Below are 26087 nucleotides of genomic sequence, written 5' to 3'. Positions count from 1 at the left end.
ATCGGGCCTGCGGGTGCAACCGAGAATGGATCAACATTTCGGCTGAGGTGGATAGCGGCTGGGGATCGAAGCACCGACAGGGAAGCGCCAACTTTGTTTAAGTTTTCGCTCTACTTGTGGGAAGATAAGAAAACTGTCGGCAAAGCGTACAAGTGTTAAGCACCCGTAAGCTTTGCAGAGTTTTGAAGAGAGAACACTAAATATAAGTCTATGAAAGTTGGCGATCGCGTTTGCATTAAAAACTCTGTTGTTGTCTACCACCACCCTCAAAATCGCAGTCAACCATTTGATATTAAGGGTATGGAAGGAGAAGTCGTGGCGATCGTTCACGAATGGCACGGCCGACCTGTCAGTGCTAATTGGCCGGTTCTAGTACAATTTGACAAAAAATTTCGAGCTCACCTGAAAGAGGATGAGGTCGAATTGATATCTTCGGAAGTCTAGCTGTCTCCCAAGTAGAAGCCGGAGCCCAAAGACAATATCAAATCCGGTCAGTCGATTTGAGATTTTAGATTTTAGATTTACTCCACAGATGAATCTGGAAGCTTGAACTAGGGTCGAAAATTTTGGGCTGATGGCGACTCCTGTGGTTCGCAAGTATCCGTTTTTGGGCGGGATTCATATAGCTGTTGTAGAGTTTGTAGTGAGGACTTCAGTTTTTTCTGTGGCTTTTAGTCGATCGGCAGGACTAAAGTCCTTACTACAAACCATCTTTTTTATTTAAACCTTAATTTTTCGACCGTCCCCGGTTAAACCAACCGAAGATATTCAAATCTCCCTGCATTTTCTGCAATTCCTGCTGATGCTGCTTGGCTGTAGCGTAATACCACTGGCAGTGAAGTTCTAGTTCTTGACGGTACTTAATTTCATCGTAAAACTCGCGGACAATTTGGTGTCTCTGAAAAATTTCGGCCGCGGGAGTCGGTTCTGGGGCAATGTTTTGCAACTCGTGGGGCAGCATGATTGTTTGGGGGCGAGTGTGGCTAATATTGGCTGTAATGACTTTAAGCTAACACACTGAATCTATTTTGGATTTTGGAAGTGACTTCACGGTTGAGACTACTTAAATTCTTTCATCCACAATCCCAAATCTAAAATTCTGTTAAAGCCATCCCCGTAGACGATAAACGATTAAGCCGATGTATTCTTTCAAAGCTTTAGTTGATTGGTTTAACTGATAGGTGTCCGGCAATAAATCCAAGGCGACTGCTTGCCAATTGCTTTGGGATGCTGCGATATCCTGCTGCGTTATCTGAAAGTCTGTTGGTGCGGCAATTGCTTTTATTCCCTGACGCTGGAAAATTAAGAGCGATCGAGTCATGTGCATCGCCGATGTCACTAGCAAAACCGGCCCTTTTATGCCTTTACCATCTAAAATTTTCCGCACGTTGACGGCATTTTGATAGGTGTTGTGTGAATCGGGGTCTTGCAGAATTGCTGATGCCGGTACACCGATTGTTTGGGCAATTTCTGCCATGTCTGCCGATTCGGGAGGCCCGCCACCTTTCCAATCTACTCTACCGCCGCTGAGAATTAGCAGGGAAGCTTTGCCTTGCTTGTAAAGTCGGGAACCGTAGATTATTCGATCGCCCGCTTCCCCTAATTCTACCCAAGGACGGGGTGGCAAAGCTGCTTTGACACCGCCGCCCAAGACGATAATAGCTTCAGCTTGGGGGAGTTCGGCGGTTGGTAAGTTTTGCCATTCGAGCGATCGAACTAACGATTTTGAAACCCAACCGCTACTTCCGAGTAGTAAAATAATTAGAGACGCAGCAATTGGCGCCGCCGCCCATTTGGGACGCTTCCAAAGTGTTATTAAAGCCGCCATCATTAACAGGCAACTCAACCCCAAAGGATAAATAAACAGCGGCAGGAGTTTCGACAGAAATACAAACATTCAGCAAGTAATTCAAATTGCTCGTTAGCGGGAATGGATAATCCGCAATCGGTCAGCGACAATCGCTAAGCGCTAATCGGTAATTAGTAATTTAGTTGGCGGGACTTGTTAATTTTTAGTATTGAGTTTTGAATTCTGAACTCTTTAACTTAAAACCGCGCAGCGTTACGAGGAAAGAAGCAATCTCAATACTAAAAACTCTTTTCCGTGCTAGCGACGATCCTCTGGCCCAGACAACCAGTCAAAGAATGTAGCAGCTTCACGCCTAGAGGTTTTGCTATATTGTCTGCCCTCCGTTTCCACTACTTCTTTATTGAGGATAGCATCCGAGGTTTTCTCCTTGGAACTCATATTCGGGTTTAGTAGTAGTTCGTTGTGCCACCAAGCGACAATTAAACCTGCTGCCACGCCGCCGATGACACCAAGGCCGAGACTCACGGGCAGCTTACATCCTACTAAGCGAAACCCAACGGTAAACAACACAAACCATATCAGCGCGGGGCTAAACCCCTTGGAGTCTCCGGTAAATTTTGGCATGAGCTGCAAGTTGTGTTTGTAATAACACAGAAAGATATTGACAATATTAGCAGACAATCAAATTGGCAAGGGCGATCGCTCTGCAACTACTCCCCACAAATCACATTTAATTGTACCTCTAAGTCTTGCAGGGTATCTAGAATGTTTACAGAAATTTGCTCTAATTCTGTAAAAGGTTCAAAAGCTGCTTGCTGCGAACTCAATAGTTCTGCCGTCGCGTCGGCAATATCGCCCCTGCGCTGTTGCAGTCGTTCTCGCAATACTTCTATTGGTGCGGTGCAGTAAATGATTTCCAGCGGCAAGCCGTGGGATTGAGCCTGATTAATCGCATCGGTTCTCCAGTTTTGGCGATCGAACTTGGCATCTAAAATCACATCCCAACCTCGGTCAGCCAGCATTATCCCCAACTCTAACAATCTACCATAAGTCTGGGCGGTTATTTCATCCGAGTACAAATCTTGCCCCCCGCGTTCATTTAAAGAAATCCCCCCTAGATGTTTGCGAACCGCATCTGAGCGAATGTGAATTGCCCCAGTGCGGCGAGCCAAATATCGAGCCGCTGTACTCTTGCCAGAACCCGACAAACCCGACATCAAAGTTAACTTTCCCCGGTGCGGTTGTGTGTATTTGCAAGCCAGTTTATAGTAATGAGCTGCTGTCTGTGAAATCTCTGCTTTTTGGGTTATTGAAATAGCGGCATCGTCCAACATTAACGAAGTTACTTTCGCTCTAACATAAGCTTGACGGCTCAAATACAGAGGCAACAGTTGCAGTCCTTCCCAATCCCCTGTTTGTTCGATGTAAGTATTGAGAAAAGCATTGCCCAAGTCTCTGCGCCCCCGCGATTCCAAATCCATTACTGTAAAAGCCACATCGTACATGACATCAACAAAGCGGAAAGGCTCGTTAAATTCAATGCAGTCGAACAGTAATATTTTATCTTTCCAGAATGCTATATTCCGCAAGTGTAAATCTCCGTGGCACTCGCGAATTTTATTGTCAATCCGCAGGTTAAATAACTCTTGGTTTTCCGCAAAAAACGTATCTGTATAATTTTTAGTTTCGTCATATTGTGTCTGAGTCTGCGGCCCGCCAATATATTTTTGCGAAATCAGGTAATTGTTGTCTATTGCTGTCCGAATCTGACTGACTTCGCCAAATGTCCGAATATAGCTATTACTAATTGCCGTTCTGTGAAAGTTGGCAACTTCGCGCCCTAAGTCTGCCATAATTTGCTCGGTCAACAGCCCGCGTTCCAACAAACTAAGCAACAGCGAATCTTGAGGAAACTCCCGCATTTTCAGTGCGTATTCTACAGCCACTTCAGCCGGAGTTATACCAGGCAAGTTGCTGCCAAATTGAAACGAATCCCCAATTAGAACAATTGGCAAAACTTCTAGATAAATTTCCGGAGCAGTGCGTCGGTTCAGCAGCAATTCTTCCTTGCAAAAATGCTGCCGTTTCTCCAAAGTTGAATAGTCCAAAAAGCCAAAATTGACTGGTTTCTTGAGTTTGTAAGTATAATCTCCTGTCAGCAAAACAAAGGAAGCATGAGTCTGAATTAGCTGCACTGGTTCTGTCACCCCGTGCGGGTAAAACCCGGGCTGCAACATTTGCTGAATCAGAGGTGGGAGACAAGTATCAGTCATATCGATTTGGGATTTTAGATTTTGGATTTTGGATTAGATCGATTTGGGCTTGGGGATTTAGATAAAGATAACTTAAAGAAAATAGATGGTGAGTTGAAGTCGATTTATTATAAAGTTGATAATTAGTGTAAACCAAAAATTACTGATGACAGAAAATAATCAAGATTCCCGTTCCGTGGATGTGTTTGGCGTGGGAAATGCCCTGGTAGACATCCTAGCATTGGTAGAAGATGAATTTGTACTCGGCCACGGGCTGAATCGCGGCGGGATGACCCTGATGAATTCGGAAACGCAGGGGGGTATTTTGCACGATTTAGAGCACAATTCACTGCAAATGCGATCGGGAGGTTCGGCAGCAAATACGATAATTGGTTTGGCTCAGAGCGGCGGTAAAGCGTATTATTCGGGGAAGGTTGCTAAGGATACTAACGGCGAATTTTATCGGCAAGATTTGCTGGCGGCGGGGATTGATTTTAACGTGCATCCTGCTGAGTCGTCGAACGAGCCCACGGGTACTTGTGTTGTGCTGACTACGCCGGATGCGGAACGCACGATGTGTACTAATCTGGGGGTTTCTACTACTCTGGCTGCGACTGATATTGATGTCGATCGCCTGAGTCACTGCAAGTACAGTTATGTTGAGGGCTATCTTTGGGATGCTCCCGATCCGAGAAAGGCTAGCATTGAGACGATGGAACAGTCTAAGCGTCTGGGTGTGAAGGTGGCTTTTACTTTTTCGGATGGCTTTTTAGTCGATCGATTTGCTGATGATTTTCACAAGGTGGTTTCCGAATATTGCGATGTAATTTTTTGCAATGCTGATGAAGTTCGGAGCTTTTTTAAGGAGGAATCTCTGGAAGAGTGCGCTCGGAAAATGAGCGAGATTTCGGATTTGGCTTTTATCACTAATGGGGATCAAGGCTGCATGGTGGTGGAGAACAAACAGATTGTTGATGTAGCTGGATTTCCGGTAAAGGCGATCGATACTGTGGGCGCTGGGGATGCTTTTGCGGGCGGTGTTTTGTTTGGAATTACTAACGGTTTGAGTTCTGTACAAGCGGCTCGCTGGGGCAATTTCTTGGCTTCTAGGGTGGTGCAGATTCATGGGCCGCGTCTGGAGGGTTCTCAGGCTCATCTTTTGAGTGAGGTGATTTCTGGTTAGGAATTGAAAGGGGCGATCGCACTTTGTGTATAAAGGGCGATCGCACTTTTTTGCACCGCAGATGAAGGCGTTAAGCCCCTAATCAGAGCACACTATCATGCTTCTCAAGCCGGAGATTTAGATGCGGCAAGTGCGATTATTTCTGAAGTCTATGAGTATTTGCGGCAGTGGAATTGTGCAGAGTTAGTATGTGCAAATCTACAGTGGCCATTGTTAACGGAAGTAAAAAACATTAGCCTTTAAAAGGCGGGCAAGATGCCCAACCCACAATAAATTTGATGTCCTGTGGAACGGGCCGAAGAGCTAGTTTTCTTATTAGTTTGGGCGGGCAAGATGCCCACCCCACAATAAACTTGATCTGCTGTGGAACGGGCCGAAGATCCCGTTTCTATAGTCAGGGCGGGCAAGATGCCCAACCCCACAATAAACTTGATGTATTGACTTCAACCACTAGAATAAATCCCTCTTTCTTGCAGTTGCTGCATAAAAAACTCTTCCAAACTAGGCTTAGCCAAATTCATCCCAATTAGCTGCCCTCCCGTACCGCTCAGACTAGAAAGAAACTCCTTCGGCTCGCCCTGCAAATGACCGTACCACAAATCATTATCAACTTCCATATCCGGTATCCACTTTTTCAGGATATTCAAGTGGCCGCCCCTACCTTCAACCCGGTAAGTTTCAGTATTACCCAGGAGTTGATCGATCGCACCAATGCAGATTAACTCACCTCTGGCCAAAATTGCCACTCGATCGCAAATCTTTTCCACATCAGACAATATATGCGAATTAAAAAAAATTGTTTTTCCTTGATTTTTCAGCGATAAAATTATCTCCCGCATCTGATAGCGTCCCATCGGATCTAAACCAGACATCGGCTCATCTAAAAACACCACATCTGGATTGTTAATCAAAGCTTGAGCCATACCGATCCGTTGCAGCATTCCCTTAGAATACTGGCGCAACTGTTTTTTAATTGCCGCCGATTGAGATAGCCCAACTAAGTCTAGCAAATTCGGAATTCGCTGTCGCTGAATGGACGGGGGAATTTGAAATAAGCCCGCCGCAAACTGCAAGAATTCCCAGCCCGTGAGATAATCGTAAAAATAGGGATTTTCTGGCAAATAGCCGACTCGCTGCTTCACGGTGCGATCGCCCAAAGGCCTCCCCAACAGCAGCGCCCGGCCAGAAGTGGGGCGCACTATACCTAGCAAAGTTTTCAGCAGCGTAGTTTTCCCCGCTCCATTTTGCCCTAACAACCCGAAAGTTTCCCCTTCAGAGACAGTCAGAGTGCAATTTTTGAGCGATTCAATTTTTTCATTCATCCAGAAACCGGTACGGTAGAACTTCCCCAGATTAAATGTTTCCACCACTGGGGTAGCTCCGTGCATCTCGGTGGGATTTGGCGCATCTACAAGAGGTTCCATTTTTGTCACAGAAATAACTAGCACCTGATTATATTCTATTGCATAAGTTCAGTAATAATTGCTCTTTTTAATGTTAAACTGATATTAGCTGAACTTAAAACTTTCTGAATATGGATCGTTCCAAAATTATTGCTATTATCACAGGGGTGATTTCTATAATTTTAGCAGTTGCCTATCTGCTGCTCGTCACCCTCCTGGACTTCCGAGGCGAAATGGTGCCCGCACCTCAAAGTCAATTGCCAGTCTCCACCCCAATTCAACAATTAGGCACGGCTAACCCGACTTGGCGAGCACCGAGGATTTATTCTCAATTGTGACAAAAATAATACAATTAAAATTCCGAAATTCCCCCAGTACATGATGTAGAACCAATTACTGACCAACTAATGATAGGTTGAGATTATTTTCTAATAATTCTCACTTAAATTTTGGCTAAACACAGTCAATTTAGGATGATTGAGGAATTTAGATATGAAACCGATAATCCTACTCGCTATCTTAACTCCTTTGTGGTTGACTCCGCCCGCGAAAGCGGAAAATATTACTTGTAGCAGACAACCGCTAGCAACAAATTACTGCGAAAATTATATTAGTGAAGCTCCGAATATTACTCTCGGACAAGCTTCGGATTTAATTGGCAAGTGGCTGGATGCAAAGCAGCAAATATTTGCTCCTCCATTCGATCGCCAATTGCTGGCTAAAATGACTACAGGTATTTTGTATACCGATACAGTCAAAGCGATGGACAATCTGAGAAACACCAATTCTCAGTACCGATACGGTGTCCAAAAAGTTGAATCCGTCGAACGCTTTGCAGCATCTGGAAACAAAGCCACTATTGAAGTCAAAGTCACCGAAGATGCCACAGTGTACCGAAATAGCAGAGTCGAGACTAGCAGTTTTAATACTAAGGTAGTTCGCTATACCTTAGAGTATTGGGATGGCATCTGGAAAATTGCAGATTCTCAAATTATGAGCCATTAGTCATGGGTTAGTTGTTATTTGTTACTAATCATAATTGGTAATAGTATTTGAAGCTAATGACCAAAAACCTAATAACCATTAAAAAATAACAACTAACAACTAACAACTAACTAATACACATGAATTGCTTTCATCATGTGATATGCAACTAGCAACTGCGTCAAAGCTAGCGGGTAACTTTGCAAAACTTCGCCAGTTGTCCCGATCAGTTTGCCAATTTCCGGGTTGCCTTGGGCGGTGCAAAATCCCCGCAGGTGTGGCAACTCGCCGCACAAGAGCATTTCCAGTTCGTTTACTTGATCGCTAGTAGCGTGGGAGTCTACTTCCAAAACGTCAACAGGTTTGCCCATATCCCGATCGAGTCCCAAGCGAATTGCAGGTTGAAAACTATCGCTGCCTCTACCTAAAATTTCAGTAAAATCAGGGTGAGGAATTGTGGGTCTGAGCACTAAACGGACGCTCAAATTTGATTCTTTGTCCACTTCGGGCGGGTAAAAACTAACTACAACGTCGGCCACTTTCCGCTGGGGGCGAATGAAGTCTTCTGAATCCGGTTCCCGTTTTTGTATCTCTGCAAGCACCTGTTCTTCAGTATAACCGCGCTTCATGACATCGCGTTTAACTTTCCACTGAGTTCGCAGCTCTTCTGGGGGAGCAAGATACACTTTTACGTCGTAAGAATCGCGGATTGTTCGGGTTGCGTAACCAAGCAAACCTTCAACTATTACAAATTTGCTGGGCTTGATGTATTCCGGCGGGTCGAATGTACCTGTGGTGTGGTTGTAGATGGGTTTGAGAATTGCTTGTCCGGTGCGTAGCAGGCTGAGGTGCTGCTGCATGATGTCGAGGTAATTGCAGTCGGGATGCAATGCTGTGAGTCCGATTTCGGCCCGCTGCTTTCTGTCGTAGCGATGATAGTCGTCAGTGCAAATCACAGTGACATTTTCTGGCCCCAATACTTGGGCAATTCCCCGCGTCAGGGTGGTTTTGCCCGCTGCGCTGTCTCCGACAATACCGAGAATAATTGGTCGATCGCTCATTGTTTTTACCCGGACGGACAATAGCAAATTTTGTTGTGAATCTTCAATCTTATCAAAATTGTGTTCGGTTCGATCGATCTCTCGCATAGTTTGACTTGATCCCCCCCGGAGTCTTCCCCATGTGTAAAATTATTGTAAAATTTCTTAATAAAATTCAACAAAGCAGACTCAGGGAACATCTCATTGAACGATCGTAATTACCCAATTCTTACTTCCCTGTTTGGCCAATTCCCCATTACCAGTCATCCTTTCGCTTGTTACTGTAAGTTTCCCAATCGTCTTGTTGCGGCGGCTGATACAAAGGTTCTGGTTCTATTTCTGCTTCCAATTCGGCTGACATTTCTAATTCTGGTTCCGATTCCTGCTGATAAATGTTCAGAGGTTCGACAACGCGGGCGATCGCATCTTTGACAAATGCTTTTACAAACTCGTCCTTCCTATTTAACTGAAACTGCCTTTGCACGACTTCTGTGATGCCGCCGTCGCCCCAATCTTGGTCATGGCGGAAATATTCAATAAAACTTTTACCAGCAATTCGGGTTAAATAAGCGGCACTGACTGCTTGAATTGCTTTGCCAAGTACAAACCCGGCTACGCTTAATTGCAGCGCCCTTGATACTACTTGAATTACGCCTTCAACTATGCCCAAACTTGCTAGGGTTTTTGCTAGAGACAATGCCAATTCTTTCGCGCGATCGATATTTAATTCGCAGCCGTAAATCTTGGCAATTTCTACTACCATTTGAGCGTTAACTGCTGCTGTCGCTAACAAATCCACAACTGGCAAAGGCGTGACAGCAATTACTCCGGCTCCGATCCACTGAAATCGCTCTACTGCCTTATCAGCTTGCCGCCTTCTTTGAGCATCAATTAACTTGCGCGCTTGGTCACCCAAGTGCTGAGATTGCAGCAAAATATTGTCCGCAATTAAGTCTTCGCCTTCAGCTCGCAAAATCGCAGCGACGCGCCGAATTAATGGCATAATATCCGGGTCTGGCTGAAAAATTGTGCCGTCTTCTAGTACAACTTTTTGCGGGTTGGCGCTAATGGCCACTACATCCATTGCTGATACAAAACCTTTGACTCGCTGCCGCAGTTGATCGAGAATTTCATCTCTGTCGTTGTCGGGATAAAGGTCAACTTTATTAAAAACCACGATCGACCTTTTGCCAATTTCCGCCAAAGTCCGCAGCGGTTCGTACTCGGATTTGCGTAAATCGCCGTCCAAAACAAATAAGATCAAATCTGCCCTCGCCGCCAACTGCCTCGCCAATTCCTCTCTGTAGGTTCCCGCTACTCCCGCTTCCAAGATGCCTGGGGTATCAGTAATTGCTAATTCTCGATCGATTCCTTTCAATTTCAGAGTGTAAGTTTCTCCAACTTCCGTAGTTCCCATCGGCGCGCCCACCTGTCCCGCCATCCGCCCCACCAACGCATTGACAGCGGAAGTTTTGCCCGCAGAACCGGTGCCGAAAACAACTACTCGAACGCTGCCGCGAGCCATGCTAGCTTCAATTTCGCGGGCTCTCAACAGCAAAGCTTGCCGCGCTACTTCATCTTGAATGCGATCGACTTGCTGCCTGATTGCTTTGAGATTTTCCGAAGCAGCTTCACTTTTAACAACAGGAACCTTCGGAGTAATCGGCCGTTTTCCCTTAACTTTCTGGGGGCGTTGCAGCAGCCTAAAATAATAAAATAGCGCAAAAATTAGGGTTCCTAAAAGTACAATTATCAGGAAAATCAGCAAATTAGCCAACAGCGGAGAGGCAGACCACGCAACTTGACTGTAAAGCCCCGTTAAGGAACTCACCAGCCCAATAATCAGCCCCAGGGCGAGGCAGAAAGCAGCAATTAAGGTTAAGAGGCGTGGCAAAGGCATGAGGGGAGTGGCAAATAAAAGGGTTATGCTTTGATTTTTACATTACGCCGATAGTCATCAGTCATTGCAAATCTAAAATCTAAAATCTAAAATCTAAAATGGCTAAGCGCCCGTTAGCGAAGCCCTCTAAGAGGATCGTACTGCGCGAGTCCGCAAATCGCCATTCTGCTTGTCCAGCAGGCGCGGTTTGCGGAGTTTGAGCGCCAGCGGGACGGACAAGTGCGATCGCCCTCTTCCTGCAATTGTAGCTTGCACGATAACTCAGCTACAGCTTATCGCCCGCCCGAACCGTAGGCTGGTTTATTTGCATCTACCTACTTATTTATTCGGTGATTTATTCGCTCGCGAGTCTAGCAATACTTTTTTATTAAGAAACAAATATGGCATTCAGTACAGAGAAACCCGGTTTTGTAACACCAGTGGCTCCTGGAAGCTCCGAAAGTAGAAACGAGAAACGGGGTTTCTTAGGCAAGCTAAGAGCATCCTAATTTACAAAAGTTATCACATTAAATATCACGGCACTACTGTCAAATTAGCCGCGAGTTAAGTTAGACTGAATTGTCAGTGCGTGAATTATTCACAGGTTAGCATCTATGCAGATCAAACATCAGAATCAGCCTTCACAAGAACTCTCTACCTCTTGCGAGCATAACATCAAAGACAGCCCGCCACTTAAGCTCAATTATTTCGCTCACATAGCCTATTCCTTGGGCAACCTCACTATTCGCGACAAAATCAGCAGTGGGTACGCACTGGCTCTTTGTGTTGCGATTGGGGGAACGACTCTCGGGATGTTGGTGGGCACTCATTACTATCGCAGAACTAACAATCAAGTACACATCGATCGAGAAACTCAGCTTTTAAATAAGTTGCAGGTGGCTTTACTGCGAACGCAAAACAGCCAAGAGGGGCTAATTTACGGGCTAGAGAAACCCCAAATATTTGATAGCAAATACGAACAAATACAAAACAACATTTATAATTTGAAGTTCTTGTTATCGGAAGTAAAAAAATCTCACTACATGGAAGACATAGAAGGCCTAGAAGAATTTAAAAAAACTTGCGATTCGATATTGTCTAATTATATTTCTAGACTAGAAATAGTGAATAAAAAAATTAGTAACCTGCCCAATAACCCCGATCAACAAAGTATTAAACGTAAGTTGCTGTTGAATTTCGATCGAGATAAAATTGGGTTGCAACTAGATAGGGCGGTCAATGATATAGCAGAAATTATCGATCGCGCCCAAGAGCAAGAAGATGCAGGGCGGGAGGATCTGCTGCGAGCCCAGGCGCTGCGGGTGCAAATAATTTTGGGTAGTATGGCACTGTCGATCGTCGTTGCAGCACTGCTGGCGGGCTTCACCAGTCGGGCGATCGCCAAACCCCTCGCCACTGTCACTAAAATCGCTCAGCGAGTGACTCAAGAATCTAATTTTCAGTTGCAAGTACAAGTTACCAGCACCGATGAAGTGGGAGTATTGGCAGCTTCGCTGAATCAACTGATTCAGAAAGTAAATCAGTTGCTAGAAGAATTGAAATCTGAACAACAAACCCAGATACTTCAAAACGAGAAAATGGCAACTTTGGGGCGGATGTTAGCCGGTGTTGCTCACGAAGTTAACAACCCAATCAATTTTATTTATGCCAATATCGACCCAGCCAGAAATTATGTTGAAGATATTTTAGATTTGCTCAAAACTTACGAAACAGAAATCCCCAACCCGCCGGCCGCAGTTATCGCCAAAGGCGAAGAAATAGACATCGATTTTCTCAAAGAAGATTTGAGCAAAATATTTGACTCGATGCAGCTAGGGGCTGAAAGAGCCAAAGCTATTATCTTAAGTTTGAAAGATTTTTCTCGCCTCGACGAGGCGACCCCTCATCCCGTCGATTTGCACGCCTGCATAGACAGCAGTTTGCTGATTCTCAACAGCCGCATCAAACAGGGCATTGAAGTGGTATGCAATTACGGGAACATCCCGACTGTTGAAGGCTATATGGGTTTGCTGTACCAGGTATTTGTGAACCTTCTGAACAATGCACTAGATGCTGTGGAAGAAAAAGCAAAAATTGAGAAAAGCAGCTCTGAGGAGGCGAAAAAACAATCTGCTTCGGAGTCACTTAAACAGAAAAAACCGAGTTTTTCGCCGAGAATTGTCATTGCTACAGAATACTTGGACGACGACTCAGTGGTAGTGCGAATTTCAGATAACGGTATGGGAATAGCCCCAGAGAGTCAAGAAAAAATGTTTGAAACATTCTTTACGACTAAACCGAGAGGTGTAGGTACTGGTTTGGGATTGGCAATTGGTCGCGAAATTATAGTCCAGAAACACGGCGGGACGATTAACTTTTGGTCGGAGGTAGGAACGGGGACAGAATTTTCGATCGCCCTGCCGATTAAGCAGGAGAATTTAATGCAAAAGACGCTCTTACAACCTCCACTTGCTACCGAATATAATTCCCGAGGCAACGAGAAAGTGCCAACCAATGCCGAAAAAAGAGGAACTGTAAAAAGTTAAAAATTATCCGTTTTTATCCCTGTTTGAAAAAAGAATGCAACTGCAAGCAAGCTCCCCACTCTAATGTCATAATTTATTCCACATCTAAAATCTAAAATGGTATGAGATTGCTTACTGACTGGCTGTTGCTACCCCACTCGCTGAGTGATAATACCCAACTAAAAACTATTTTCAGTAATCTTTAAAAACAGGATTTGCTATAATTTAAAGTTGAGCAATCACTGTACGGAGCGAAAAGTATGGGACTATTTGACCAAATTTTGAGCGCGATCGACAATCCCAACCAACAAGCAAGTCCCAATCAGTTGGGCAACATTCTCGGTGCGGTAGAGCAGTTGAGTGGCAACCAGGGCATCGATGCGGGTACGACTCAGCTAGCAATGTCGGTTTTAGGCGGACACGTGCGATCGGCATTACAAGACGTGCGATCGCAGTCAGGAGACGCACAAGCTCAACAACTTGTCAACCAATTTAGCGGTACAAATCCCAATCCCCAAGCGGTACAGAGTTTGTTCGGAGCAGGCCAACTGACGCAAATAGTAGCCGATATCGCCCAAAGAACCGGTTTAAATAACGCCACAGTGCAAGCGATGATACCTGTTTTGGTGCCGCTCGTACTGAATTTGCTACAAACCGGCGGCAACGCCCAAAATCCAGCCCACGGCGGAAATCCCGTTTTGAATACGTTTTTAGATGGAGATGGAGACGGTGATGTAGATATTACTGATGCAATGTCTATGGCTAGCCGCTTTTTGAATCAGCGCAGTTAATTTGGGATTTTTGTAACCGCACATATCAGCGGATGAACACAGATGAACGCAGATAAGATTTTATCTGCGTTCATCTGCGTTTATCGGCCTTCATCGGCGGTTAAAAAAATTCCTACTTTAACCCAAACCCAAATCAGTCACAGCACCGATACTACTAGAAGAAACCAACTTAGCATATTTAGCCAAAACCCCTCTAGTATAGCGAGGTTTAGGAGGCTGCCAAAGAGCGCGCCGCTGCTCCAATTCTGCGTCAGAAACATTGAGCTGCAACAAGCGATTGTTAGCATCAATCGTAATTGAATCGCCCTCTTTTACCAGAGCAATTGTCCCGCCAACTTGTGCTTCTGGTGCAACGTGACCGACAACCATTCCGTAAGTTCCGCCAGAGAAGCGACCGTCAGTAATTAACCCTACAGAATCGCCCAAACCTGCGCCAATAATTGCCGAAGTTGGTGCTAACATTTCGCGCATTCCCGGCCCGCCTTTGGGCCCTTCGTAGCGGATGATAATCACATCTCCGGCTTGAATTTTGCCCGCTAAAATTGCATCCAAACAATTTTCTTCAGATTCAAATACCCGCGCTGGGCCGGTAATTTGCGGTTTTTTAACGCCAGTAATTTTAGCAACGGCTCCTTCTGTTGCCAGATTTCCCCTCAGAATTGCTAAATGTCCTTGGGCGTACATCGGGTTGTTCCAAGGACGGATGACATCTTGGTCGGTGCGGGGTTCGGCTGGAATATCGGCCAACACTTCAGCAACAGTTTGACCGGTAATTGTCAGGGCGTCTCCGTGTAGTAAACCCTTTTCTAGCAGCATTTTCATTACTTGAGGAATGCCGCCGGCTTTGTGCAAATCGGTTGCTACATATTTGCCGCTGGGTTTGAGGTCGCACAGCACCGGCACTTTCGCTCTAATAGTTTCAAAATCGTCGAGGGACAGTTCAACGCCGATCGCATTTGAAATGGCCAATAAATGCAGCACAGCATTGGTTGAACCGCCGATTGCCATGATGACCGCGATCGCATTTTCAAAGGCCTTGCGAGTCAAAATCTGGCTCGGTAGCAACTGTTTGCGGACAGCTTCTACCACAACTTTTGCAGATTCGGCAGCGCTGTCAGCTTTTTCGGCATCCTCAGCAGCCATTGTCGAAGAATAAGGCAAACTCATGCCCATCACTTCAAAAGCGCTCGACATCGTATTTGCTGTGAACATTCCGCCGCAAGAACCCGCACCCGGACAAGCTTTATGTTCCACTGCGCTGAGTTCTGTTTCGTCAATTTTGCCCGCGCTGAATTGACCGACTGCTTCAAAAACGCTGACAACGGTTAAATCGCGTCCGTTGTGGTGTCCTGGTTTGATCGTGCCGCCGTAAACAAAAATAGCAGGAATGTTCATGCGGGCGATCGCAATCATCGCCCCCGGCATATTTTTATCGCAACCGCCGACAGCCAGCAACCCGTCCATACTTTGGCCGTTGCAAACAGTTTCGATGGAATCCGCAATTACATCTCTCGACACCAGAGAATATTTCATCCCTTCAGTTCCCATCGAGATCCCGTCGCTGATAGTAATCGTGCCAAACATCTGTGGCATCGCGCCGGCTTCCCTTGCACCAGCAATAGCCCGCAAAGCGAGCTCGTTCAATCCCATATTGCAGGGCGTAATCGTGCTGTACCCGTTGGCAATCCCCACAATCGGCTTAGTGAAATCGCCGTCGCCAAAACCGACTGCCCGCAGCATTGCGCGGTTGGGCGCGCGCTGCACGCCCCCAGTCACAGCTTGGCTTCTCAAATTTTCAGGCATTTTAAAATTTCCTTTGTCAGTTGTCTGTTGTTGACTTGTCAGTTGTCTGTTTTTCTTTGCTGCTGGCTGTTGACTGCCCAGTGCCGAGAGTTTTACGCTATTTCTAATTTTCTCAGAAGCGTTGATATTTGTCCGACCTTTTAGGAGGCAGTGGCACCGCAGTGCCCCGAAAGCAATGCAAAGATTCTACAGATACTACAGCGTGCAGAGTGAATACCGTGGTTATCTGGGATGATGTGGTAACACCCATCACTCTAACGTTTAAAAAAAATTGCGAGGCGAATGACATGGAGGCCGATCGAATTCTGAGGCAATATGCGGCCGGAGAAAGAAATTTTCGAGAAATTAACCTCGCCGGGGCCGACTTAAAAGGGGTAAACCTCAGCGAGGCTAACTTTACCAGAGCGAATTTCCAAGACGCAAACCTCAAAGGCGCTAACCTGACAGGAGCGAACTTGCGCGAGGTGAAATTGGCAGGGGTGGATATGACGGAAGCCAACCTCAGCGAAGCAAATCTCATCGGTACCGATTTGAGCCGCGCCAATCTCAGCGGGGCTAACCTGATGGGAGCCAACCTGCGCGGCTCAATGGCCAGAGAAGTCAACATGACCAAGGCTAATTTGACCGAAGCTAATTTGACCGAAGCCAACTTTACCGAAGCGAATTTGTTTGCGGCCAACTTAACCGACGCTAGCATGATTCGCATTAATTTGATGAAGGCAAATTTGAGTTGGTCAACTCTCAAGGCGGTAAACCTGACAAATGCCATCCTCAGCGAGTCGCTTTTAGAGAGAGCTAATCTGACTCAGGCAATTCTCAGCGGGGCGATGGTGAGCGGGGCCAACTTGGCTGGTGCAGACTTGCGCCAAGTAACGATGGTGGGAGCTAATCTCACCGACGCTAATCTGAGCAATGCTAATTTGAGAGTTGCTAATGTGAGTTGGTCAACGCTGGCAAGAGCTAATTTGAGCGGTGCTAATTTGTACCGGGCCAAACTGTGCTGGTCTAATTTTAGCGGGGCGGTTTTGGTGGAAGCGGTTTTGATTGACGCTAATCTCAATCGAACTAACTTCCGCGATGCAGATTTGAGGCGGGCAATTATGCCCGACGGCACAACTAATGATTCTTAAAATTTGATTGTTGACTGTTGACTGTTGACTGTTGACTGTTGACTGTTGACTGTTAACTGTTAACTGTTGACTGCTGACTAATAACTAATGACTATCACTGAATTATTGATTCTCGGCGCGGCCGGAATTTTTGCCGGAATTCTAGCTGGATTTTTGGGTATTGGTGGCGGTACGGTGCTCGTGCCTTTGTTGGTGGCTCTCAAGTACGCTCCGGTACAGGCGGTTGCTACTAGCGGTTTGTCGATCGTCATTACAGCTATTTCTGGCAGCATCCAGAATTGGCGCATGGGCTACCTCAGCTTGAGCCAAGTCGCAGGCATCGGATTTCCAGCCGTCATTACCGCACAAATCGGTGCTTATTTGGCGGGGATATTTCCGCCTTACTTGCTGTTACTTACTTTTGGGTTGTTGCTGTGGCTCAATATTTATTTGATTGAAGTTCGCAAGCACCTGACAGCTAAGAAGAAAGCGGAAGCAGAACAAGAGGAACTAAGAGGAGAAGCGGGACAAGGAGACAAGGCTCAATTACCAATTACCAATCACGAATTACCCAATAATTCAAATATTTTATTCAATCCAACTTTTGCTAAAATTGCTACAGGCAGTGCTGCGGGGTTATTAGCGGGTTTGTTCGGCGTAGGCGGCGGCGTGATTATGGTTCCCCTGCAAATTTTGCTGTTAGGAGAAAGCATTAAAACCGCAATTCAAACCAGCTTGGGCGTCATCGTCATCACGGCAATTTCGGCGACGGCGGGACACGCGGCGCGCGGCAATGTTTTGTGGGTTGTGGGGTTAATTCTGGGGGGCGGCGGTTTGTTGGGCGCGCAGGTGAGCACGCGGTTTTTGCCGAGATTGCCCGATCGCACTATTAGTTTAGCTTTTCGATCGCTCTTGGCAATCTTATCGATTTATGTTTTCTGGCAAGCTTGGCAAAAATTTAGTAACGGGTAATTTGTAATTGGTAAGGTGCGCGGCCCGGCGCACCCTACAAAAGACTGCGGGAAGATGCCCGCGCTGCACCCTACGAAAAACGAATAAGTAAGACTAATTTGCGGATAGTTTCTTCACGGCGCGAGTCAGACGCTGCAAATAAGGCTTGACAATTTCTTGATTTTGCCGCTGCAACTCGGAAACTTGCTGCTGCAAACGCTGAATCTCGGTTTGCAACATCCCTGTGTCTATTGTGGGTCGATCGAGCAAATCCTGTAATTGCTTCAGAGAACCTTGGATTTGATCCAAGTCTACTTCGTTCGATCGCTCCTGTAACTGAGTCGTAATAGTTTTAACTTCAGTTAACTGTTCGCCCATCAATAAAAATCGGACGTTGACATTTTCCCAATCATGCTCTCTGAGGGCGCTATTTTCCAAAATGCGGAGTTTTTGCTGCAAATCCGACAGTTGCGTGTGGAAATCCTGAGAATCAGCCGGCAGCGCCTGCGCTTGGCGTTCGAGGGAGGCTACGGCAGCTTGTACCTCGGCGATGACGCCGGATTCCAAGCCCACGAGTTTTTGCTGCAAGTCGGAGACAGCGGTGTAGAGTTCCGCAGGTTCTCCAGGTAGTATCTGAACTTGCTGCGATCGACGTTCTACTGCGGCCTGTACGTCCGTAATCGCAGAATTTGCCTTTTGTTGCATTTGTTGCTCGAAACGCTGGCGATTGGCGAGATTCAGCGAGAGTGCTGCGGTTAAGGGGGCGGCAGCGTAGAGAATTTGGCCCGACAATCCAGCAGCAATCGTGCCAATCGCTGAACCAGCCACAGAGGCGTATTCTACCAATTCTAGCCAGTCCGGCTGGTTCGGGGCACTTCTGGAAGCTGGGAATGATGCTTTTTCAATCTTCTGCATAGCCTTTTAGTCGTAGTCGGATAGATGGCGATACGGACATGATAAAAGCGATCGGCAAATAAATCAGGGCTATTTGTCAAAATTTCCTGATTGTGGTATTTTTATTGACCGAAATCATCCAGGATACAAGCCCCCGGATTCATCCGTCCAGAAATAAAAAACCTGTATCCCATAAAACTTGCCCCCCGAATTTATCCCTGGGGTCAATGCTTCAATTCTTTAATCTAAAATCTTTAATCTAAAATCGATTGACCTCCTGGCGAATACCTTCTGCCTTCAAAACGGTCAATCTCAGGTAAAATTCAGGATTAAGTCGATCGATCAACAGTTAACCAATAACCGTTAACCGCCATCTGTCAGGAGTATACAGAAAATGGGTCTTAAGATTATTGAAAGCTACGATAGCAGTTTTGTCCTCGAACCAGAGGCTAAAACTGCACTGTTCGGTTTATTAACAGGTGAAAGCTTTGTCCAACAAATAGCCCTACAATTGCAGTGCTCGCGCATTGAGTTTGCCGAGTTACTTTTTCAGCCAGTCCCTTACAGCAGCGAGACGCCGAAGGGAATGCCTGCTGAATTTGAAAAGTATCATGAATCGAGCGATTTTGCGATCGTCAACGTCCCCCCTAATTTCATGTTCCAAGCCAAAATATTTAAACCCAGCCGCCTCTGTGCCGTTTATCGAGTTTTTAAGAGTTAGGTAAAGGCTGGCTAATCTGTGGTTTAATCTAAAATCTAAAATCTAAAATCTAAAATCGGATGACAGAAGACATTCAATCTCTTGCCAGCTTAGAATTCATTCCATACATAGACTCCGAGGGAAAATTACCCGATTTTCTCCAGGGAAAAATCGGCGTTTACGCGATTTTTGACACCGAGAAAGTCCTGCAATTTGTCGGCTATTCTCGCGACATTTACCTCAGCCTCAAACAGCATTTGGTACGCCAAACCCAATATTGCTACTGGCTGAAAGTCCAAACTATTGACAAGCCCAGCCGCACTATCCTAGAAAGCATCCGATCAAGTTGGATTGCCGAAAACGGTTCCCAACCCCAGGGTAACGGTGCCGATGCTGCCAAGTGGAACGACCCCATCGACACCAAAACTGTGATGACCGCCCAAGAAACGGCAAATTATGAAGGTATCTTCGCCGATGAAATTGCCAAAGATAAATTGTTGAAAAATGTCGCGCGGCGGGTGGAAAATGAAATTTTATCGCTGTTGAAAGCTCGCGGTGTAACTGAAGAAATCCGGTTTAATCCCAAGCTAAAAACTAGCGGATTGCTCGATTTAAAGTAAATACAATAGTCCTTAATGCGAACCGTAGGGAAACTGCATTGCCGTTTCCCTCATTCCCGCGCCGGAAACTGCATTGCCGTTTCCCTACAGATGCTCGGCTACAATCTATCTGATATATCATCTCCGTCTGTTAAGATTTTAACAGTTAAGATTTAACACATATCGGAATCTGCAAAATTAACTCTGTCCCTCGGCCCGGAGCAGAAATACAACTGATTTGACCTCGATGTTTTTCCACTACAATATCGTGACTGATTGCCAACCCTAATCCAGTACCGCGGCCTACAGGCTTCGTAGTAAAAAATGGGTCAAATATCTGGTGGCGCACTTCCTCACTCATGCCACAACCGTTATCGGCAATGTTAATCACAACGGATTGATTGTTTTGAGTGGCTAATATTGAATCGTGATTGTGCAGCGCAGCTTCTGACTCAAAACCTACTGAAGTGCTGATAGTAATTTTTCGGGGGGACGATTGATTTTCCAGGGCATCAATAGCATTAGTTAGCAGATTCATGAACACCTGATTTAACTCACTGGCGTAACAGGTGACTCTTGGCAGTTGGCTGTAGTTTTTAATGACCTCTATCTCACCAGCTTTGTTTGCTCCCTTTAGCCGATGTTGCAAAATAACTAAAGTATTGTCAATGCCTTCATGAATATCCACTGGCTTGTACTTTTGTTCGCCAAGGCGGGAGAAGTTCCGCAAAGACATCACAATTTCGCTAATCCGAGAAGCACCCTCTGTCATCGAATTCAGCAGTTTTGGATAATCCTCTGCGATGAATTCGGGTTGAATCTCGTCCAATTCGCCGAGAATTTCTGCAACGGGGTGGGGGTAGTAATGTCGGTACAATTCAACGAGGCGAAGCAAATCTCGCGCATACTCCGCCGCTAGAGAAATATTGCCGTAGATAAAGCTGACGGGATTGTTGATTTCGTGAGCAATTCCTGCCGCTAGCTGACCTAAAGAAGCCATTTTTTCCTTCTGTATTAACTGAGCTTGAGTCTTTTTGAGTTCAGTTACGGTTTGTTCTAGTTCCTTGGCATAGGATTGTGTTTGTTGGAACAACTGGCGCTGCACGAGTTGATTTGAGACGCGGGCGAGAACTTCTTGTTCCTGAAATGGTTTTGTGATATAATCTATACCACCAACTTCAAATGCTTTGACTTTATCTAATACTTCATTCAAAGCGCTGATAAAAATAACTGGAATATCCTTGGTTGTGGGAGAAGCTTTCAATACTTCGCAGACTTTGTAGCCGTCCATACCGGGCATCATGATGTCTAGCAAAATCAAGTCAGGAGGAGTTAATTCGATCGACCGCAGCGCTAGTTTGCCGTCGGGTGCGGTGCGTGTTTTGTACCCTTGCTGCGAGAGTATTTGAGCTAAAAGTTGTAAATTAGCCGGAATATCATCAACAATTAAAATATTCCCTTTTATGACGGGAGTTGGTTCGTAATTCATATCTATTTCGGTAAAATAACCTTTATAGGTTTGTAGTGAGTACGATCGCCCGATCGGGTTTTATGAGGACGATCGCGTACTCACTACAAACCTATCCCATATCCTTATTATTTTGGTTCGGGATGGATGAGAGCTAGTATTTGATTGAACTGAAACTCGTTAGCCAATGTGGCTAGAGCGCTAGCTAAAGCGTCATTGCGATCGCGAATTTGCTCAATTTGGATCAGAATTAACTCTAAATCGCACTCAATTGTGGCTTTCTCTAAAGCTGCCAGCCAATCAGCAGGTAAAGCTGCCAGAGTCTCTGGAGTCGCAGCCTCGATTTGAGTTGGCTCGGGAACACTCTCCGGTTCATCGTAAATGTAACGCACTCCCAAATGTTTGTGCAGGGTGGCAAAAATTTCTGTATCTCGAAAGGGTTTGTGGATAAAGTCATCGCAATCATCTGATACAGTAACGGTTTGCGCTTCCTCGGCGTTACCGGCACTCACGGCAATAATTGCCGTAGCTTGACCTTTAACGGTGGCTTTAATGCGTTTGGTCGCTTCATGTCCATCCATCACGGGCATCCACATATCCATAAAAATTAAGTGTGGCTCAAAACTCGACCACATTTCAATAGCTTCTATGCCGTTGGTGGCTTCTTGGAGTTCAAAGTTAAAGGCAGCGAGGAGTTTGATCAGCAGTTGGCGGTTGTCCGATTGATCGTCCACAATCAAAATACGATAGCGTGGCTGGTTGCGTTCGAGCGCTATCACCCGACGCAGTGGCTGTACGGGTTGAGTCGCCGGGGCATCAACGGCGCTGACGGGGATATCAAACGCGAATGTGGTGCCGCGCCCTACTTCACTGCGTACAGTAATCACGCCACCCATCAGGTTGATAAACTGTTGGCTGATAGCCAGTCCCAAGCCTGTTCCTTGCTGAGATTTTGTTCCTGTTTTGGTTTGCACAAAGGCTTGAAAAAGTTTATCTAACTCATCAGCAGCTATGCCGGAGCCAGTGTCTGCTATTTCAAAATGTAATTGGTAATTACTCATTAGTAATTGCTGAGATTCACCCTCCCTAACCGCACTTACTGTTAACCTAATTACTCCTTGTTTCGTAAATTTAATGGCGTTAGAGAGGAGATTGATTAAGACTTGGCGCAACTTAAGTTGATCGGTTTGCACGTATTCGGGAACTTCGCGAGAGCAGTCAAATATTAACTGCAATTGTTGCTCCCTTGCCTGGAGTTGAAACATCTCTTCCAAATCGTTCAACAGGCTGCTTAATTGAAAGTCTGTTGGGTTGATTGTAATGCGTCCCGCCTCTATTTTGGCTAAATCTAATATTTGATTGATTAGAGCGAGCAAGTGTTCTCCGCTGCGGTTGATGATGCGGATATTTTCCTGTTGTTCGCGAGTGAGGTTGGTAGAGCGCTGCATCAATTGGGAGAAGCCTAGAATTGCGTTTAGCGGGGTGCGGAGTTCGTGGCTCATATTTGCCAGGAAAGTGCTTTTGGCAAGGTTGGCGGCTTCTGCGGCCCAGGCGGCTTGTTGAAGCTGTACTGCTTGCTGTTGAGTGGCTTCGAGCAATTGAGCTTGTTGTAAGGCGACTCCCAATTGGGTGCTAATTTGCAGCCCAATATTGATTTCTGCTTCGCGCCAAGTGCGGGGTTCAGAATTTTGATAGCTGGCGAGCAAACCCCAAAGTTGACTGCCACAAAATATGGGGAAAATAACGTAGGCTCTAGCTTGAAATTGTTTTAACAGTTCTATGTAACAAGGACTCAAGCCAGCGCTGTATATGTCTTCAATTATGCGGTAAGGAACGCCTCTAGCGTACATACCGCCTTGATTTTTTTGTAGATAGGTATCCAGCACTGGTGTACCGTCGGCTTGCATAGTTTTCACGGTACAGCGAGAGTGTTCGACGAGAGTGTTTGGCACATTACCATCGTCGGGTTGTTGCATCAGAGATATCCAGCCGGGAGCCATTGATTCGGCAACAAATTCCCCACTCCAATCAGGATTAAAGCGATAGATACCGACACGATCGCATTTTAGGGTTTGTCGCAGTTCAGAGGTGGTGGTTTTGAATATTGTGTCAATATCTAAGGATTGACGGATGCGCTCGATCGATCGGGCGATCGCTTGTTCCCTCTCGGCGCTTTCTCGCAAAGCTGACTCGGCTTGTTTGCGATCGCTAATATCCAAAACAGTGCCGAACAAACGGATCAACTCGCCTTTTTTATCATAAACCGGTTTCCCTCGAACTTCAATGTAACTGAGCGAGCCATCTCTTCGGATTAGCCGCAGATCAATTTCAAAGCTTTGCCCCGACATAGCTTGATCGCGAACCATTTTGACATAGCGCGATCGATCTTCTGGATGAAAATGCTCGATTAATTGTTCGGTTGGCAGCGGTTTTTGAGTCGGATCGAGCTCGTAAATGCGATATAGTTCCTCGCTCCAAGTAGTGGTTTTTGTGGCGATATCGTGTTCCCAACTGCCAATACGGGCAATTTTTTGGGCTTCCAGCAGTCGGGCTTCGGCAAACTGGCGATCGCTAATATCGCGGGCTACCCAAACAGCGGAGCTATCGGACAGTGGCGAAATTTTAGCAGCAAACCAAACTTCTTTGTTATTAATCCGCAGGCTGTAATCAAAACTAATAGTTTGTTTGGTTTCCAATGCCTGTCGAACTTGACCGAAATAAATCTCCTCGCCTTCCTCGTGAAATAATTGTTCGAGAATGGAGTCGATCTGATTAGTCTGATAGTTGTATTGAAAAATCCCCTTTGTAGGTAAAATTTGGATGCTTTTTTCTGCATGGTTAAAAATCAATACAACATCAGTTATCGACTCAAATATTTTTACAACTTGCTCGGCAGAAGTGTAAAGTTTTTGTTCGAGCAATTTGCGATCTGCCATTTCATATTGTAATAGTTCGCTAGCACGAGCTAAAGCCCAGGTACGTTGGGCAACTTCGGCTTCTAAAGTGCGATTGTAGTCAGTTAATATTTTTTCATATTGTTTGCGCTGTGCGATGTTAGAAAAAGTAATGATGGCATAAATAATGTTTCCGCCTTCGTCGAAAATGGGTGTGGCGCGTACCTCAAAAGGAATAAATTTCCCATCTCGATAAAGTTCTATATCTTCAAGAAATACCGTTTCGCCGCGCAGTGCTCGGAATGCAGGCAGTTCTTCAATTGGATACGGCTGGTTTTGGCGGTACATTTGATAAACTTCTACTGCTTCTTCTAAAGTCGCATCGGGGATAGTTTCTACGCCGAGCCAATGCTTGGCAGTTTCGTTGAAGTACACGACTTTACCCGAGGCATCGTGGATAGATACTCCCGCAGGTATGGCTTCGATAAATTGCTGGAGTTGGCTCTCCCTCTGCGCTAAAGCTTCATTTAAAGATTTTTGGTCTGCAAAAGCCTGTTGCAGTTGCGCTGCCATAAGATTGAAGGAATTGGCCAGTTCTCCGACTTCATCCAAGCGTTTAATTTCTAAAGGTTGATCCCATTTTCCTTTGGCAACATTTTTGGCGGCGGTATTCAAACGCATAATTGGCTTTGTTACCCAACGGGAAGTCAACAATCCGATCGCGATCGCCAGCGGCAGTGTACCGGCCAATAACCACAATGTATTGCGCGTATTTGCTTGAATCGGAGCCATGAAATCAGACTCTGGCACCACCACGATAATTAACCAATCCAAACCACGGGCATCTCGATAGGGAGTGACGCGGACAAACTGCCTATCGCGCTTGCTCGTCAAGGTAAATCGCTGGGTTGTTTGCAGCGTGCGAAAGTGGTCAAATCGGTTGGCGAGTTGTCGAGCAATATCTCGCGTTCGGGCATCCTTGCTGTTGGTGGCTAGCAATGGCGTCGGTTGCTTTTTTGCTGGCGTCACCAAGGGTGTTTCTCGTGTAGATGTGGCAATCAGATTGCCCGATCGATCCATAATAAAAGTTTGTCCCGATGCCGAGAAATGCAGCCTAGCCAAAAAGGTATTGATTGCTGACAGTCCATTATTATCGGTGAGGCGATCGCTAATTCGCTCTCCTACTTGTTCGATTAACTGATGCGCCACATCCTCGACTGATTCCTGACCACTTTTGAAAGAAAGATAGCCCACTAGCCCAACTACACTCACCGTTTGCAAAACAAACGGAACAATCAGAACCGTTCGCAGCGGAAGTTTGCTGAAAAATTTTGCGGTTAGGCGGTTGAAGTGATAAATGGGCATGGGTGTGAACCAATTGCGCTGACAATCGTATTTTAACTGCTGTAGCGTGCCTTTCCCGGCAATTGGCGCGCAAAAACTGTGAATTTTGCGCCCGCTTCAATATAACCAACTACTAGCGAGGATTGGGCGCGGCTGTCAAAATTTGCTTCTGTCAGTTCTGTTTCTAGCTGTTTGGCATTTGACTGATTTTTACTTACATAAACTGTGATAACTTTTCTAATTTCTTTGTGTGTATCGGCAATCATGTTGTTAATGAAAAGCCAGCGGGGGCGGGTTTATGAGATTGTAGATTATGGGTCAATACGGTTCAGTTAACACTGTTAATTCCCCGGAGATCCCCCTAAATCCCCCTGGTTGTTGGGGGACTTTGAGCAACTTCTTGTCCCCCCCTTTTTAAGGGGGGCTAGGGGGAATCGGTCTTATCTGAACCGTATTGG

General features: G+C 45.8%; 23 protein-coding genes. 10 read left to right on the top strand and 13 right to left on the bottom strand.

What is annotated here, in order from left to right; all coding sequences use genetic code 11:
• Positions 1-210 precede the first annotated feature (210 nt).
• Complete coding sequence (locus QT994_RS08475) at positions 211-444, top strand: ferredoxin-thioredoxin reductase variable chain (protein WP_333047607.1); 234 nt, start codon at positions 211-213, stop codon at positions 442-444.
• A 283-nt stretch (positions 445-727) separates the two neighbouring features.
• Here QT994_RS08475 and QT994_RS08470 read toward each other — a convergent pair whose 3' ends face one another.
• From QT994_RS08470 to QT994_RS08455, 4 genes are all read right to left on the bottom strand, one after another.
• Positions 728-961 carry a hypothetical protein gene (locus tag QT994_RS08470; RefSeq protein WP_333047608.1) on the bottom strand — a complete coding sequence of 78 codons (234 nt, stop codon included), beginning with the start codon at positions 959-961 and terminating at the stop codon, positions 728-730.
• 141 nt (positions 962-1102) lie between these two features.
• Positions 1103-1897 carry a YdcF family protein gene (locus QT994_RS08465; protein ID WP_333173383.1) on the bottom strand — a complete coding sequence of 265 codons (795 nt, stop codon included), beginning with the start codon at positions 1895-1897 and terminating at the stop codon, positions 1103-1105.
• 210 nt (positions 1898-2107) lie between these two features.
• Positions 2108-2434, bottom strand: a complete 327-nt coding sequence (locus QT994_RS08460; protein WP_333047610.1) for a hypothetical protein — start codon at positions 2432-2434, stop codon at positions 2108-2110.
• An 86-nt stretch (positions 2435-2520) separates the two neighbouring features.
• Positions 2521-4083, bottom strand: coding sequence for an AAA family ATPase (locus tag QT994_RS08455; RefSeq protein WP_333173381.1), 1563 nt, complete (start codon positions 4081-4083; stop codon positions 2521-2523).
• 145 nt (positions 4084-4228) lie between these two features.
• On the opposite strand from QT994_RS08455, the gene QT994_RS08450 reads away from it, so the two are divergent.
• On the top strand, positions 4229-5245 hold the full coding sequence (locus QT994_RS08450) for an adenosine kinase (protein ID WP_333173379.1): 1017 nt from the start codon (positions 4229-4231) through the stop codon (positions 5243-5245).
• A 443-nt stretch (positions 5246-5688) separates the two neighbouring features.
• On the opposite strand, the gene QT994_RS08445 is transcribed toward QT994_RS08450, so the two are convergent.
• Entirely contained in the window at positions 5689-6669 is a 981-nt protein-coding gene (locus QT994_RS08445; protein WP_445243885.1) for an ABC transporter ATP-binding protein, read from the bottom strand.
• Between the two features lie 110 nt (positions 6670-6779).
• Here QT994_RS08445 and QT994_RS08440 point away from each other — a divergent pair, with 110 nt between their 5' ends.
• Both QT994_RS08440 and QT994_RS08435 read left to right on the top strand, forming a co-directional pair.
• Positions 6780-6986: a hypothetical protein gene (locus tag QT994_RS08440; RefSeq protein WP_333047615.1), complete on the top strand. Its 207-nt coding sequence runs from the start codon at positions 6780-6782 to the stop codon at positions 6984-6986.
• 154 nt (positions 6987-7140) lie between these two features.
• Positions 7141-7653, top strand: coding sequence for an ARC6/PARC6 family protein (locus tag QT994_RS08435; protein WP_333173374.1), 513 nt, complete (start codon positions 7141-7143; stop codon positions 7651-7653).
• 110 nt (positions 7654-7763) lie between these two features.
• Here QT994_RS08435 and QT994_RS08430 read toward each other — a convergent pair whose 3' ends face one another.
• The 3 genes from QT994_RS08430 to QT994_RS08420 all read right to left on the bottom strand — a co-directional run bounded on the left by QT994_RS08430 (position 7764) and on the right by QT994_RS08420 (position 10827).
• Positions 7764-8780, bottom strand: coding sequence for a phosphoribulokinase (locus tag QT994_RS08430; RefSeq protein WP_333173372.1), 1017 nt, complete (start codon positions 8778-8780; stop codon positions 7764-7766).
• A gap of 148 nt (positions 8781-8928) precedes the next feature.
• The gene (locus QT994_RS08425; RefSeq protein ID WP_333173370.1) at positions 8929-10572 is read right to left on the bottom strand and encodes a GTP-binding protein; all 1644 of its coding nucleotides are present in this window, start codon (positions 10570-10572) and stop codon (positions 8929-8931) included.
• 126 nt (positions 10573-10698) lie between these two features.
• Positions 10699-10827 carry a hypothetical protein gene (locus QT994_RS08420; protein ID WP_333173366.1) on the bottom strand — a complete coding sequence of 43 codons (129 nt, stop codon included), beginning with the start codon at positions 10825-10827 and terminating at the stop codon, positions 10699-10701.
• A 338-nt stretch (positions 10828-11165) separates the two neighbouring features.
• On the opposite strand from QT994_RS08420, the gene QT994_RS08415 reads away from it, so the two are divergent.
• Positions 11166-13097 (top strand): ATP-binding protein, encoded by a 1932-nt coding sequence (locus QT994_RS08415; protein WP_333173363.1) that lies wholly within the window; start codon positions 11166-11168, stop codon positions 13095-13097.
• Between the two features lie 239 nt (positions 13098-13336).
• Positions 13337-13867 (top strand): hypothetical protein, encoded by a 531-nt coding sequence (locus tag QT994_RS08410; protein WP_333047622.1) that lies wholly within the window; start codon positions 13337-13339, stop codon positions 13865-13867.
• A 117-nt stretch (positions 13868-13984) separates the two neighbouring features.
• Here QT994_RS08410 and ilvD read toward each other — a convergent pair whose 3' ends face one another.
• A complete protein-coding gene (gene ilvD / locus QT994_RS08405) occupies positions 13985-15670 on the bottom strand; it encodes a dihydroxy-acid dehydratase (protein ID WP_333173359.1) in 1686 nt (561 codons plus the stop codon).
• A 287-nt stretch (positions 15671-15957) separates the two neighbouring features.
• On the opposite strand from ilvD, the gene QT994_RS08400 reads away from it, so the two are divergent.
• Together QT994_RS08400 and QT994_RS08395 are read left to right on the top strand one after the other, a co-directional pair.
• Positions 15958-16800 carry a pentapeptide repeat-containing protein gene (locus QT994_RS08400; protein WP_333047652.1) on the top strand — a complete coding sequence of 281 codons (843 nt, stop codon included), beginning with the start codon at positions 15958-15960 and terminating at the stop codon, positions 16798-16800.
• 87 nt (positions 16801-16887) lie between these two features.
• Positions 16888-17751 carry a sulfite exporter TauE/SafE family protein gene (locus QT994_RS08395; protein WP_333173358.1) on the top strand — a complete coding sequence of 288 codons (864 nt, stop codon included), beginning with the start codon at positions 16888-16890 and terminating at the stop codon, positions 17749-17751.
• Between the two features lie 93 nt (positions 17752-17844).
• On the opposite strand, the gene QT994_RS08390 is transcribed toward QT994_RS08395, so the two are convergent.
• Positions 17845-18645 (bottom strand): hypothetical protein, encoded by an 801-nt coding sequence (locus QT994_RS08390; protein WP_333173356.1) that lies wholly within the window; start codon positions 18643-18645, stop codon positions 17845-17847.
• Between the two features lie 373 nt (positions 18646-19018).
• Here QT994_RS08390 and QT994_RS08385 point away from each other — a divergent pair, with 373 nt between their 5' ends.
• A complete protein-coding gene (locus QT994_RS08385; RefSeq protein ID WP_333047626.1) occupies positions 19019-19345 on the top strand; it encodes a hypothetical protein in 327 nt (108 codons plus the stop codon).
• Between the two features lie 59 nt (positions 19346-19404).
• A complete protein-coding gene (locus QT994_RS08380; protein ID WP_333173353.1) occupies positions 19405-19944 on the top strand; it encodes a GIY-YIG nuclease family protein in 540 nt (179 codons plus the stop codon).
• Positions 19945-20089: 145 nt separating this feature from the next.
• On the opposite strand, the gene QT994_RS08375 is transcribed toward QT994_RS08380, so the two are convergent.
• The 3 genes from QT994_RS08375 to QT994_RS08365 all read right to left on the bottom strand — a co-directional run bounded on the left by QT994_RS08375 (position 20090) and on the right by QT994_RS08365 (position 25895).
• Positions 20090-21412, bottom strand: coding sequence for a response regulator (locus QT994_RS08375; protein WP_333047628.1), 1323 nt, complete (start codon positions 21410-21412; stop codon positions 20090-20092).
• A 107-nt stretch (positions 21413-21519) separates the two neighbouring features.
• Positions 21520-25650: an ATP-binding protein gene (locus QT994_RS08370; protein WP_333173351.1), complete on the bottom strand. Its 4131-nt coding sequence runs from the start codon at positions 25648-25650 to the stop codon at positions 21520-21522.
• Positions 25651-25682: 32 nt separating this feature from the next.
• Positions 25683-25895 (bottom strand): hypothetical protein, encoded by a 213-nt coding sequence (locus QT994_RS08365; protein ID WP_333047630.1) that lies wholly within the window; start codon positions 25893-25895, stop codon positions 25683-25685.
• Between the last annotated feature and the right edge of the window lie 192 nt (positions 25896-26087).

Source organism: Microcoleus sp. S13_B4, from assembly GCF_036700885.1.
Lineage (GTDB): Bacteria > Cyanobacteriota > Cyanobacteriia > Cyanobacteriales > Microcoleaceae > Microcoleus.
Note: the sequence above shows the minus strand (reverse complement) of the source record. Positions and strands in the feature narration are given on the sequence as shown.